The sequence below is a fragment of the Mammaliicoccus sp. P-M58 genome (genome assembly GCF_022386165.1).
Classification (GTDB): domain Bacteria; phylum Bacillota; class Bacilli; order Staphylococcales; family Staphylococcaceae; genus Mammaliicoccus; species Mammaliicoccus sciuri.
This window is the reverse complement of record NZ_JAJNJI010000004.1, coordinates 37,811-51,732: the sequence shown is the minus strand read 5'-3', so window position 1 is coordinate 51,732 and position 13,922 is coordinate 37,811. Positions and strand designations below refer to the sequence as shown.

General features: G+C 31.6%; 15 protein-coding genes. 12 read left to right on the top strand and 3 right to left on the bottom strand.

Going from position 1 to position 13,922, the window contains the following annotated elements:
- Nucleotides 1-50 precede the first annotated feature (50 nt).
- From LQ694_RS05445 to LQ694_RS05435, 3 genes are all read left to right on the top strand, one after another.
- Complete coding sequence (locus LQ694_RS05445) at nt 51-425, top strand: metal ABC transporter substrate-binding protein (RefSeq protein ID WP_239771845.1); 375 nt, start codon at nt 51-53, stop codon at nt 423-425.
- A gap of 91 nt (nt 426-516) precedes the next feature.
- Entirely contained in the window at nt 517-1,500 is a 984-nt protein-coding gene (gene guaC, locus LQ694_RS05440; protein WP_025905892.1) for a GMP reductase, read from the top strand.
- Between the two features lie 18 nt (nt 1,501-1,518).
- On the top strand, nt 1,519-2,535 hold the full coding sequence (locus tag LQ694_RS05435) for a CAP domain-containing protein (protein WP_096791392.1): 1,017 nt from the start codon (nt 1,519-1,521) through the stop codon (nt 2,533-2,535).
- A 305-nt stretch (nt 2,536-2,840) separates the two neighbouring features.
- Here the strand turns inward: LQ694_RS05435 and lexA are convergent, their stop codons facing one another.
- Complete coding sequence (gene lexA / locus LQ694_RS05430; RefSeq protein WP_058612227.1) at nt 2,841-3,461, bottom strand: transcriptional repressor LexA; 621 nt, start codon at nt 3,459-3,461, stop codon at nt 2,841-2,843.
- A gap of 144 nt (nt 3,462-3,605) precedes the next feature.
- Here lexA and sosA point away from each other — a divergent pair, with 144 nt between their 5' ends.
- From sosA to LQ694_RS05400, 6 genes are all read left to right on the top strand, one after another.
- Nucleotides 3,606-3,815 (top strand): DNA damage-induced cell division inhibitor SosA, encoded by a 210-nt coding sequence (gene sosA, locus LQ694_RS05425; RefSeq protein WP_058591456.1) that lies wholly within the window; start codon nt 3,606-3,608, stop codon nt 3,813-3,815.
- A 77-nt stretch (nt 3,816-3,892) separates the two neighbouring features.
- Complete coding sequence (locus LQ694_RS05420) at nt 3,893-4,129, top strand: DUF896 domain-containing protein (protein WP_025905900.1); 237 nt, start codon at nt 3,893-3,895, stop codon at nt 4,127-4,129.
- Between the two features lie 85 nt (nt 4,130-4,214).
- Complete coding sequence (tkt, locus tag LQ694_RS05415; protein WP_058612226.1) at nt 4,215-6,203, top strand: transketolase; 1,989 nt, start codon at nt 4,215-4,217, stop codon at nt 6,201-6,203.
- Between the two features lie 126 nt (nt 6,204-6,329).
- Complete coding sequence (locus LQ694_RS05410) at nt 6,330-6,560, top strand: YneF family protein (RefSeq protein ID WP_025905903.1); 231 nt, start codon at nt 6,330-6,332, stop codon at nt 6,558-6,560.
- A 185-nt stretch (nt 6,561-6,745) separates the two neighbouring features.
- Entirely contained in the window at nt 6,746-7,432 is a 687-nt protein-coding gene (locus tag LQ694_RS05405; protein WP_078104443.1) for a cytochrome c biogenesis CcdA family protein, read from the top strand.
- Nucleotides 7,433-7,470: 38 nt separating this feature from the next.
- Nucleotides 7,471-7,941 carry a CcdC family protein gene (locus LQ694_RS05400; RefSeq protein ID WP_025905907.1) on the top strand — a complete coding sequence of 157 codons (471 nt, stop codon included), beginning with the start codon at nt 7,471-7,473 and terminating at the stop codon, nt 7,939-7,941.
- Nucleotides 7,942-7,961: 20 nt separating this feature from the next.
- On the opposite strand, the gene LQ694_RS05395 is transcribed toward LQ694_RS05400, so the two are convergent.
- Nucleotides 7,962-8,468 (bottom strand): DUF2621 family protein, encoded by a 507-nt coding sequence (locus tag LQ694_RS05395; RefSeq protein ID WP_025905909.1) that lies wholly within the window; start codon nt 8,466-8,468, stop codon nt 7,962-7,964.
- Between the two features lie 75 nt (nt 8,469-8,543).
- Between LQ694_RS05395 and LQ694_RS05390 the strand changes: the two genes are divergently transcribed.
- From LQ694_RS05390 to LQ694_RS05380, 3 genes are all read left to right on the top strand, one after another.
- Entirely contained in the window at nt 8,544-9,671 is a 1,128-nt protein-coding gene (locus LQ694_RS05390; RefSeq protein WP_218696588.1) for an exonuclease SbcCD subunit D, read from the top strand.
- Between the two features lies 1 nt (nt 9,672).
- On the top strand, nt 9,673-12,696 hold the full coding sequence (sbcC, locus tag LQ694_RS05385) for an exonuclease subunit SbcC (RefSeq protein ID WP_239771843.1): 3,024 nt from the start codon (nt 9,673-9,675) through the stop codon (nt 12,694-12,696).
- 95 nt (nt 12,697-12,791) lie between these two features.
- Nucleotides 12,792-13,412, top strand: a complete 621-nt coding sequence (locus LQ694_RS05380; RefSeq protein ID WP_239771841.1) for an SCO family protein — start codon at nt 12,792-12,794, stop codon at nt 13,410-13,412.
- A gap of 66 nt (nt 13,413-13,478) precedes the next feature.
- On the opposite strand, the gene mscL is transcribed toward LQ694_RS05380, so the two are convergent.
- Entirely contained in the window at nt 13,479-13,838 is a 360-nt protein-coding gene (gene mscL, locus LQ694_RS05375) for a large conductance mechanosensitive channel protein MscL (protein WP_025905918.1), read from the bottom strand.
- Nucleotides 13,839-13,922: the final 84 nt, after the last annotated feature.

The following is a 13,922-nucleotide window of genomic DNA, read 5'->3' as shown; positions in this document are numbered from 1 at the left end:
AAAGCGTATATTGTTATAATTAAAACAAATAATAACGTAGGAGTTAAAATATGAAAAAAATATATATTATAGTTGGTGCACTATTAACGATGGCGCTCATCCTATCTGGTTGTAACAACCAAACATCTAAAGACGACAAAATTAAAATTTATGCAACAAACTTTCCATATGAAAGCTTTGCTAAACAAATTGGTGGCAAATATGTAGATGCCAATTCTATTTACCCAAGCGGTACAGATTTACATAACTATGAGCCGACTCAAAAAGAAATGCTCAATATCGCTAAAAGTGATCTATTTATTTATTCTTCAAATGAATTAGATCCAGTAGGTAAAAAAATTAGTTCTACTATACAAAAAAATATTTCATATCAGTCTTTAATGGAAGAAAATATCAAAACTCTTGATAAAGCTCTAAATAAATAATATTTATAGTATTATTTCGTTTACTTTTACTACTTAACCATGTATAGTAACTAATGGATTATTATTAATAGTTGTGAAAGAGGTTATTGATATGAAAATTTTTGATTATGAAGATGTACAGTTAATACCAAATAAATGTATAGTAGAAAGCCGTTCTGAATGTGATACTACTGTAAAATTTGGTCCAAAGACATTTAAATTACCAGTAGTACCTGCAAATATGCAAACAGTCATGAATGAAGAACTAGCTGAATGGTTTGCTAGTAATGATTATTTTTATATCATGCATCGTTTTGATGAAGAAGGACGTATTCCTTTTATCAAAAAAATGCAAAGCCAAAACTTATTCGCCTCAATTTCTGTAGGTGTTAAAGACAATGAATATACTTTTATAGAACAACTTTCTAATGAAGGGCTTGTTCCTGAATATATAACAATAGATATTGCACATGGTCATTCTGAGCAAGTTATTAGAATGATTAAACATATTAAACAACATATTCCTGAATCATTTGTAATTGCAGGTAATGTTGGTACGCCTGAGGGTGTTCGTGAACTTGAAAATGCGGGTGCTGACGCAACCAAAGTTGGTATCGGACCAGGTAGAGTATGTATTACAAAAATTAAAACTGGATTTGGTACTGGTGGCTGGCAATTAGCTGCAATTAACGCTTGTAGCAAAGCTGCTAGAAAACCAATGATTGCTGATGGTGGTATTAGAACGAACGGTGACATTGCTAAATCTATTAGATTCGGTGCAAGTATGGTAATGGTTGGTTCATTATTTGCTGCGCACGAAGAATCTCCAGGTGAAACAGTTGAATTAGAAGGTAAACTATATAAAGAATATTTCGGTAGTGCATCTGAATTTCAAAAAGGTGAACGTAAAAATGTAGAGGGTAAAAAGATGTTTGTTGAACATAAAGGCTCTCTAAAAGATACGTTAATTGAAATCGAACAAGATTTACAAAGTTCTATTTCTTATGCAGGAGGAAAAGATCTACATTCTATTACAAAAGTAGACTATGTAATTGTTCGTAATTCAATATTTAATGGTGACAGTGATCGCGGCTAAAACAAGTGAGGTGACGACTTGAGAAAAGTATTCTTTTTATTTATGTTGCTATTATGCTTAACACTTATCAAGCCAGTCCCAGAATCAGATTTGTCTAGACAAATTGGGCAAAAAGTATTGAATGTTCAACAAGGATTACAACACGAAGAAACAGCTAAGAAAGTTGAACTGAAGACACCAGATGACCAAGAATTTGCGATTAATAATATTCAAATCAATCAAACAAAGAATGAAGTAGAAAAGAAACTTGGTAAACCTAAGCGTATAACTGCTAATGAATATAACGAGAAATGGCATGTGTATCATAACGACTATCATGAATTTGTGATGGTAAGTTATGATCATGACAAAGTAACTGGTATATATACAAACCAAGACCTTATAACTTCTAAAAAAGGTATCACAAGTAAAATGAACAAAGATAAAGTCCGTTCTATACTTGGCGAACCTGAAAAAGCAATAGAAAAAGACAAAGTGAAACTCATACAAAATGATGAAGATTATGATGTTTTCAAATTTGATAACATCTATACAACCGTGTTTTATGATAAACATGAAAATAATCAAATTAAAGGTATCATGCAGATTGCATCATCAACTGAAGATAAACGAACGAATCAGTATCATGCAGCTTCTGATGAATACAAAAAAGCTTTAGAATTACAAAACTTTGACCTTGTAAATGCTGAGCGTGTACAGTTTGGACTACCTACATTAGCTTATAATGAGCGTGTTAGTGAAACTGCAAGAAAGCATAGTCAAGACATGGTGAATAATGATTATTTTGATCATAATAACAAACAAGGTATGTCTCCATTTGATAGATTAGATCGAGATGGTTTTAATTATGTTACTGCTGGGGAAAACTTGGCTTATGGTCAAATCAGTAGTATATATGCACATCATGGTCTTATGAATTCACTTGGACATAGAAAAAACATTTTAAATAAAGATTATAAAGAATTAGGTGTAGGTGTTGATATTGGTGAAGAATTACAGCCATATTGGACGGAGAACTACATCACGCAACAATAGAAAAGAGATAAATGATATTATCTTATCAACGTTGATATAATTAAATCGAGAAAAGTCAATATTTCATATTTCCTTAAATGTTTAACACATGTTGTTTCTAGTAATTTTGATTGGTGAAATAACATATAAAGGGGTAGTTTTACATGGAAAATAAAGAAATAAAACGAAAAGATTTAGATGTCTTAGAACGTATTAAAGAATTATTAAATAAAAAAGATGTATCATAAATATATGACAAGTAAAGAAAGAACTCGATAAAGGGAATATGAAAAAAGGAGATGCAATCGCATCTCCTTTTTGTTATGTTACATTTCTCTAAACAATCCAACAACTTTACCTAATACTGTAACGTTATCTAAATAAATAGGTTCCATTGTACTGTTCTCTGGTTGAAGTCTATATCGCGTTTCCTCTTTGTAAAAACGTTTAACTGTAGCTTCATCATCTTCTGTCATTGCAACTATGATATCACCATTCTCAGCGATTGATTGACTACGTACGATTACTTTATCGCCGTCTAGTATACCAGCTTCAATCATGCTATCACCGATAACATCTAATATAAAGATATTGCTATTATGTGTTGATGTGAAATGTGCTGGTAATGGGAAGTATTCTTCTACATTCTCTACAGCCGTAATAGGTATACCTGCTGTAACTTTACCGATAACTGGAACGTGAATGGTGTTCTCTTGGTTAATGTTCTCTCCAACTGTTTCTGTGATTTCTATTGCTCGTGGTTTAGTTGGATCACGTTTAATGTAGCCCTTTTCTTCTAGTCTTGATAAATGACCATGTACTGTAGAGCTTGACGCTAAGCCGACTGCTAAACCAATTTCACGTACGCTAGGCGGATAGCCTTTCGTTTGTACTATATGTTTGATGAATTGATATATTTCAGATTGACGTTTAGTTAATTCTTTCATAGTCGCACGCTCCCAATTAATTATTTAAATTTATTATAGCACATACGTTTCCTTTGAACAAACATTTGTTCGTATTTTTATTGACTACGAACAGTTGTTCTGTTATTATAATAATACAAACAAACGTTCTAGGAGGAATTGAGTATGACAATTACAATTAAGAAGACAATATTAGTGTATATAGCAGTATTCTTAATGACTTTATTAATTGGATATTTATATTTAGCCCAGTCTAATGATCTTTATAATACAGAACAAACGTACGAAATGACCGATCATCAAATTAAACAACAAAGCGATAAACAACATAACCATATATCTGATTCCAATACATTAGTAGGGTCAATAGATTGAATTTAAACACGAGTAAATCCATTTGGATTTACTCGTGTTTTTTGGTATCTTTTATGTATAAAGAAAGTGGGGATATTATGCTAGATAAAGCAAAAATAGAAAGAATTAATGAATTAGCGAACAAAAAGAAATCTGAAGGTTTAACAGATAGTGAAGCTAAAGAACAAACAAAATTACGCGCCGAGTATTTACAAGCTTTCCGCGGGAATTTTAAAAATACAATCGAGAATACTAAAATCATTGATCCAGAAGGTAATGATGTAACTCCTGATAAGGTAAAAGAAATTCAAAAAAATAATAATATAAGAAAGTAAGTATAAATTAAGTAATAATAATTAATTTTTGAAAAAATTTCATGTATAATGAAAAGGGATTACAAGAATAAAGGAGACTACATTTATGTTTAACGAAAAAGATCAACTTGCAGTAGATTCAATCCGTGCTTTAAGTATAGATGCTATTGAAGCAGCTAACTCTGGACATCCTGGTTTACCAATGGGTGCTGCGCCTATGGCATATGCATTATGGACTAAGCATTTAAATTTCAATCCACAATCTAAGAACTATTTTAATAGAGACCGTTTTGTTTTATCTGCTGGTCATGGTTCTGCATTACTATATAGTTTATTACACGTTTCAGGTAGTTTAGAACTTGAAGAAGTGAAGAACTTCAGACAATGGGATTCTAAAACACCTGGACATCCAGAATTTAGACATACTGATGGTGTAGAAGTTACAACAGGACCTTTAGGACAAGGTTTTGCAATGAGTGTTGGTATGGCAATGGCTGAAAAACACTTAGCAGGTAAATTTAATAAAGATAAATACGATGTAGTAGATCATTACACATATGTTTTAGCAAGTGATGGTGACTTAATGGAAGGTATTTCTCATGAAGCAGCTTCATTAGCAGGTCACTTAAACCTTGATAAATTAATCACATTATATGATTCTAATGATATTTCATTAGATGGTGAGTTAAATAAAGCATTCTCTGAAAATGTTAAAGAAAGATTCTCATCTTATGGTTGGAGCTATATCTTAGTTGAAGATGGTAATGACTTAGAAGCTATTGATAAAGCGATTACTGAAGCAAAAACATTAGAAAGCCCAACATTAATCGAAGTTAAAACAGTTATCGGTTATGGTGCGCCTAATAAAGCAGGTACTAATGGCGTGCATGGTGCTCCATTAGGAGAAGAAGAACGTGAATTAGCATTAAAAGCATACGGTTTAGATCCTTCTAAACGCTTTAATGTACCTCAAGAAGTATATGATATCTTCAGTGAAACAATGCTTAAACGTGCAAACGAAGACGAAGCAGCATGGGAAAAATTGGTCGAAGCTTATACAAATGATTATCCAGAATTAGGACAAGCATTTAAACAAGCCATTTCTAATGAATTACCTGTTGATTATGATAAAGAATTACCAGTTTATGAAGCTGGAAATAGCAGTGCCACTCGTGCGGATTCAGGTGAAGTGATTCAAGCATTAAGTAAATCAGTACCTGCATTCTTTGGTGGTTCAGCTGACTTAGCATCTTCAAACAAATCAAATGTTAAAGATGAAGCTGACTTTAGTAGTGAAACACCTGAAGGACGCAATGTTTGGTTTGGTGTTCGTGAATTTGGTATGGCTGCTGCAGTTAATGGTATGGCAGTACACGGTGGTGTTAAACCATATGGTGCAACATTCTTCGTATTCAGTGACTACTTGAAACCAGCTGTAAGACTTTCAGCAATTATGGGTGTACCTTCAACATTTGTATTCACACATGATTCAATTGCTGTTGGTGAAGATGGTCCAACACATGAACCAGTTGAACAATTAGCTGGATTAAGAGCGATTCCTAACTTAAATGTGATACGCCCTGCAGATGGTAATGAAACAAGAGTAGCATGGAAAGTAGCTTTAGAATCTGAAACGACACCAACAGCTTTAGTGTTAACAAGACAAAACTTAACAGCTTTAGATGTTGAAGAATCAGTGTTAGAAGAAGGTGTTCGTAAAGGCGGATATGTTGTATATCGTTCAGAAATCGAACCTGAATACTTACTACTAGCATCTGGTTCAGAAGTTTCATTAGCTGTAGATGCAGCTAAAGATATCGAAGCACAAGGTAAAGGTGTACAAGTTGTATCATTACCTAACTGGCATGCATTTGATCAACAAGATGCTGAATATAAAGCATCAGTATTACCAGCATCAATCACTAAACGTGTAGCAATCGAAATGGCATCTTCTCTAGGTTGGCATAAATATATTGGCATTGAAGGAAAAGTCATTACAATTGATACATTCGGTGCAAGTGCGCCTGGCGACTTAGTAGTTGAAAAATACGGATTTACAAAAGAAAATGTATTAAACCAAGTATTAAGCTTCTAAAGAATCTTAAAAAGCCTCATCCAAGAAACTTGGTTGAGGCTTTTTCATTTTAAACATTAAGTTTCATCTTGATAAAATGTAATGAATTTAGTAAACTTTTATAGGATACAGAAAGTGGGTGAAATAATGGCAACGTGGTTAGCAATATTATTAATCGTCGTGGCATTAATCGGTGGGCTTGCACTTGGATTCTTCCTTGCACGTAAATATATGATGGATTACTTGAAAAAGAATCCACCAATTAACGAAGAAATGTTACGTATGATGATGATGCAAATGGGTCAAAAACCATCTCAAAAGAAAATTAATCAAATGATGACAATGATGAATAAGAATATGGATCAAAAAATTAAATAATCTTATATTAATCATAAGTAAAAATAAAACGTATAACCGTGATATTTTTAAACGAGTCTCAGACGTACACTACAGTCTAAGGCTCGTTTCTTATTTTGTTTAAGTTTTCACTTATTGTTCAAATAAAGGTGTTTTAACTTAATTGTTATTTGATAAAATAGAATATGAGTGAGAGGGGGATCATTGTGGAAATCACAGTATTTGTAGCTTTTGGTGCAGGCATATTAAGTTTCGTATCTCCTTGCGTATTACCTATTTATCCAGCGTTTATTTCTTATATAACAGGCATGAGTTATGACGACATCAAAACTAAAGGACTTAGTCGTAATGCAATCCTACATACGATTATCTTTTTGCTTGGTTTTAGTGTTATATATATGATACTTGGAATGGGTATAGGATATATTTCTGGTATGCTGATTAATTATCAAACGTTGATCAGGCAATTAGGTGCCATTATTATTATTGTATTTGGTCTCATTATATTAGGCGTATTCCAGCCACAATTTTTAATGAAAGACCGTAAAATAAATTTCAAGACGAAACCCACAGGTTATATAGGTACTTTTCTTATTGGTATGGCATTTGCTGCAGGATGGACACCATGTAATGGTCCGATTATTGCAGCGATTGGTACGTTAGCTGCTACTAATTCATCACAAGCATTACTTTATATGTTGTTATATGTATTAGGATTCAGCATACCATTTTTCGTACTGACATTCTTTATAACTAAATTACAAATTATTAAAAAGTACAATGTTGCTATCATGAAGTTTGGTGGTATAATTATGATAATTATGGGAATATTACTGTTCTTTGATTTATTAACGGAGATCACGATATTCTTCCAATCATTAGGTTTAAATTAAATAATATTGATATTTCGTACTTATAAGGGGTTTTAGATATGTATTTCCTTTTTTCATTTGTAATAGCAGCTTTAATGGGATTGGCAGTTATTGTTGTTAGAATGAAAGCACAAAATTATCCAACGAATGCTAAAAAGATCGTATTACCGCCATTTTTTATGGCTACAGGTGCATTGATGTATGTTGTACCGTACTTTAGATTAAATGGCAGTGAAATTATAGAAGCAATTTTAGTTGGTTTGTTCTTTTCTCTATTTCTTATCTTTACTTCTAACTTTGAAGTTAAAGGATCAGAAATTTATATGAAACGTTCTAAATTATTTCCGGTTATTTTAATATCGTTATTAATCATTAGATCAGTCGGTAAATTTTTCTTAAGTGATTCAATCGATCCAGGTCAATTAGCAGGTATGTTTTTCTTACTCGCATTTAGTATGATTGTACCTTGGAGAATAGCCATGTATGTAAAATATAAAAAATTAAAAGACCGTATGCCAATTGTAAATTAAAAAAACAACGCACATCTCAATTATTGAGTGTGCGTTGTTTTTGCATTTGAAATTTCTTCTCTATGATCAAAGATAGAAAATTTATTCTTCTCATCATCAGCTAATTCGAACAATTTTAAATATGGTGTATAATCTATATTAAGTTCGGTTAGCTTTTTCTTCATGAATTTGTGATCTCTTTTTGGTGTTGCTACGATATATCCTCTCATGATATGGTCAAGTTCGATTGTTGTGGCATGTTCTTCTAATGCAATTTTAGAGACACGTCCACCTATCTTTTCTTTCGCAACATCCCTAAATAATTCTGGAACAGGTGAAACGAGTTCGTTTAATAAACTACGTGCTTCATCATTCCATAATGGTAAAGCTTTATTAATGTAGTAGTCTTGCCAATCAAGTTCACTCATACCATTATCTTTAGGCATACGTTTTAAGAATTTACGAAACATAAAGAATCCACCGATTGCAAGTAACGAAATAAATACGATGCACCATAAAATAATAAAAAATATAAATGCGTTACTCAATGAAATCACTCCTTAGATTTAGTATAAATGAAGCGTTTCAACCTGTCTAATAAATATTATAAAAGGAGCTTTAAAATGAAAATTTTACATACTGCTGATTGGCACATTGGTAAAACCATCAATGGTCAATCATTAATAGAAGATCAAAAGTTTATACTTTCAAAATTATTCGATGCAATTAAAGAACATCAACCAGATATTGTTGTCATTAGCGGTGATTTATACGACTTACACTATCCCAATAAAGAGTCGATGGTTGTTCTTGAAGATGCGCTTTCAACAATCAACTTAGAACTTAACACGCCAGTAATAGCTATAAGCGGAAATCATGATGGTAAAGAACGTTTAAACTATGGAGAGAGATGGTTCGAAAAAACAGGCTTAAATATTATTACGGGATATGATCAGTTACTTGAACCTATTAAAGTGAATGATGTCAATATATACGTAATGCCTTACTTTACACCCGCTGATATTAGACATGTGTTTGAAGTAAAAGATATTCATACACATCAGGAAGCGACTGAATTTATTGTTCATAAAATGAAAGAAGTTATAAAAGAAGATGAAACGAATATTTTAATAGGTCATTTATTCGTTGCTGGTGGTGAATCGACAGACTCTGAAAGACCATTATCTATCGGAACAATAGAGACAGTCAGTGCCGATACATTTGAAATATTCGATGCTGTATTATTAGGTCATTTACATCACCCGTTTGCGATAAAGTCTGATTACATATTTTATTCTGGAACACCAATGCAATATTCATTTTCAGAGGCAAATCAATCTAAAGGATATAGACTATTTGATTTTGGTTATAAATCATTTAAACAGTCATTTATTCCAATAGAACCTAGAAGAGCATTTCAAGTGATACAAGCAAGTTATGAAGATGTCATACATGAAAAATTAGACATTAAACATCGTGAAGACTATTTTCACTTTAAATTGTCTGATATGGACCATGTGACAGATCCACTTATGAAGATAAGAAGTATATATCCTAATACACTTCAAATATCTAGGCAAGATTATGAAGTTGCAAATGATGAAATATATGTGGATGTTCATACTTTGACGGATTTAGAAATTATTGAATCATTTTATGATCATGTAGCGGGTGAACCGTTAGAAGGCATAAAAAAAGAAAAAATCATCGCATTGTTAGAAAGTGATTTAAATAAGGGGGCACGAGAATAAGATGAGACCTTTATTATTAAAGATGCAATATTTTGGACCATTTATAAATGAGGAAGTTGATTTTACACATTTATCTAAATCACAATTATTTTTAATATGTGGTAAAACAGGATCAGGAAAGACGATGATCTTTGATGCGATGGTTTATGCTTTGTTTGGTAAGACATCGACAGAATCGCGTGAAGAAGTTGATTTGCGAAGCCATTTTGCTGATCCTAAGTTACCTACAAAAGTAGAATTTGAATTTGAAATTAAAAATGAACAATATAGCGTCGTAAGAACTGTGAAATACATTAAAGAAGGTAATAAAAACCCAACGAATGCAACTGTTGAAGTATATAAAAAAATAAATGATAAGTGGTCATTAGAAACGAAAAGTATTAATACAAGCAATGATTATTTAAAAGCGTTATTACATATGAATGTTAAGCAGTTTAGACAAATATTGATTCTTCCGCAAGGTGAATTCAAACAGTTTCTCGTTTCGAACAGCACAGATAAAAGAAGTATATTAAGAACACTATTCGATAGTAATCGTTTTGAGTCGTTACAAGAACAATTAGAACTAGAAATGAAGAAAGAAATCGCATTAATCGAAAGTCACTATCGAAAAATCACACAATATTTAAATGACATGCATGATTTTGATGACGAAGCGTTACAAGAACATAAACAAGTTGAAGGCTATCGTTATGAAGTGATTCAAGATGCATTAACGTCATATGAAGCGGTAGGACAAGAAAAGTTAAAAGAACTAACAGATTTGAAAGCTAAACAGCAGCAACAAGTTAGTGAGATTGAAAATGTCTTTGAACATGAGAAAGCATTAAAAGAAAACTTTGAAACATTAAAAGCTAAAGAAGCAGAATTAAATCAGTTGAAAAATGAAGAAAAAGAAATCAATGATTTAAAGAAACAAGTCAAATACTTAAAAAGTGTACAGTCTTTAACATATCAATTTCATCAACTTAAAGATAAAGAAACTAACCATACAAACGAATTAAAAAATGATGAAGTACTTCAAAAACAAATAAGTGATAATGCACAACAATTAGAATCAATTGTACAACAAATAAATAATCTGCATAAAGAACATAAACAAATCGAAGAATATAAAGCATTTGTTCAAAATACTAAACATATAAAAGTAAATATAGATAAATATATAGAAGCAGAACAAAACCTGGTAAAACATAAGGAGAAACAAAAAGCACTAAATAATGCAATTGAAGAAGATAAGAAGGAAACAGAGCAATTAAATAGTAAACTTGGACACATTACTTATGACGAACAAGATGAGCAAAATCAATTAAAAGAACAAGAAACAATGAAGTTAACATTACAAGGTCTAGAAACAACACAAAAGCTGTATGCAGATAAACAAGCGTTGGAAGAGAAAATACAAGCATATAATCGTCAATTAGTAGAATATGAAAATGAAAAAACATCACTAGAACAACGTATGGATGCTGAAAAGACGTTTGATATATTGAATGTGGAAGATGAAATATTGAAAATTCAAAAGCATGTTCATAAAGGTGAAGATTGTCCTATATGTGGATCAATCATAGAAACAATCAATGGAGATGTTGATTTTGAAAGCTTAAAACAAGAAAAAGCGAAACAATTAGAAGTTGAACAGCAGTTACAAGAAGTAAATCAACACATTACGACTTATCAAGAAAGAATTAATTTGACGAATGAACAATTAAACAAGTTAAGTGATGTTAAGGATGTACAAGAAGATATATCATCATTAAACGAAAGTGTTGAACAAATCGTAAGTAAATTAAAAACTTATCAAGAGAATCGTCAGCATATTCAACGTCTACAAAAAGAAATAAATGCTGTAGATAAAAAGATAACAGAACATACATTACAATTAAATGATTTAAACCATAAAATATCTACATATGAAAATGATTTAGCGTACTTTAATAAAGAGACGGGGTATACTGAAGTATCATCATTTGTTGAACGAGTTAATACGTTAGAACAAACATTATCTAAGTTTGATCAAAGTATGAAAATATTAAATGAACAACAAGAACAATATCAAAATGATAAGCAAACATTACAAATGCAACATGCTACGGTTAAAGAACGTTTATCTATGATTGAAGAACAAATTAAATCTACAAAAGACTATTTAAGTGCTGAAATGAACAAACATGACATTTCTTCATATGCTCAGTTAGATGAGTTGTTATTACAAGTAGAGGATATTGATCGATTAGAAGAAAGTGTTCAGCAATATGACAAAAAGTATATAGAAGTTGAAGCGGTCGTTAAAGAACTTAGTAAAAAGGTAAAAGATCAAGAAATGCCTGATATCGCTAATACGGAAGAACAATTAGTAAGTGCTAAAGATTCCCTAAACAATTTACTTAAACAATTGAATCAACTTCAATTGAAGGTTGAACAAAATGATCAAAAATCTAAAGCAATTCTTTATGTGAGTGATAAGATTAATCAAGACCTTAAAGAACAAGAAAAAATGATTGATTTATCGAGAACGATGAATGGGAAGAATAGCCAGAAATTATCATTGGAGAACTATGTGCTGATTTATTATTTAAACCATATATTAGATAATGCAAATAGACATTTTCTTAAAATGACGAATAATCGTTATCAGCTCGTGCGTAGAAAAGAGAAATCACAAGGATTAAGTGGTTTGGAAATAGAAGTGTTTGATAGATTTTCAAATAGAACGCGACATATTACGTCATTATCAGGCGGGGAAACATTCCAAGCGTCGTTGTCATTAGCGATAGGATTGTCGAATGTTGTGCAGCAAGAAGCGGGTGCTATTCATTTAGAATCGATGTTCATCGATGAAGGATTTGGTACGTTAGATGCTGAAACTTTAGAAACTGCGCTCGATACACTCGTTAATATCCAAATGTCCGGTCGTTTAGTAGGTATTATTTCTCACGTATCTGAATTAAAGACAAGAATTCCTATAATATTAAATGTAAACAAGAATGGATTTTTAAGTACAACAGCATTCTCAAATAATTGAATGACACATCAAAGACATAAATAGATTAAATTGTGTATTTAAGTTGTGATTTTTATTTGATATATTTTAACTAACAGAGTTATGGGAGTGTTAGGATGAAAAAGGGAATATTTCTAATATTGGTTGCAAGTATGATGATGATAATGAGTGCATGTAGTAATAATGCAATTGAACCGGACAGTCAATTTGGCAATAAAATGCAGTCATTCAATGTAACTGATCAAGATGGACATAAATTTTCACAAAAAGATATGAAAGGGAAAGTGTATATAGCTGACTTTATCTTTACGAATTGTGAAACAGTATGCCCGCCAATGACATACAATATGAGTACTGTCATTGATCAACTTGAAAAAGATGGCGTTAAAAATTATGGGGTATTAAGTTTTAGTGTGGATCCAGCAAACGATACACCGAAAAAACTTAAAAATTACGTTAAACAATATAATGTACCAGATAATAAATGGACGTTATTAACGAATTACGATTTCAAATTTATTAAACAATACGCACAAGATAACTTTAAATCAATTGTGGCGCCACCACCAAAAGGTAGTACACAAGTTACACATGGTACAAGTTTCTATTTAATAGATCAGAATGGAAAGATTATTAAATCATATAGCGGACAGGATGCTGGGGATAAGAAGTTCCCTAAATCTGAAATTGTAGCTGATGTTAAAACATTAGTAGAAGAAGGTCCAGTAGAAGATTAATAAAGATATAAAAAACCATCGATTATTGAACAATCAATAATCGATGGTTTTTTAATTATGTAAAACTTACTTTTCGCGTAAAGCGTCGCGGATTTCTGTAAGTAATACAGTTTGTTCGTCAACTTCTTCTTCTTCTTCGCCTTTTTTCATAACAGTATTTGCAATTTTGATGAATACAAATAGTGCGAATGCGACGATTAAGAAGTCAATGATAGACTGGATGAATAGACCGTACTTGATACCCATTAATGACCATTTTTCAGCGAAGTCTACTTCTCCAAAAATTAATCCAATAAGTGGCATTATGACGTTCTCAACTAAAGATGTAACAATTTTGTTAAAGGCAGCACCAATAACAACGGCGATTGCTAAATCTAAAACGTTACCTTGCAAAGCAAAGTCTTTAAATTCTTTTAATAATGACATATCAAACACCTCCTTATCGAATTTTATCATACATGAATATGGCACAAAAAGAAATAGTCAATTTGATTTTAGGTGTAATATTTG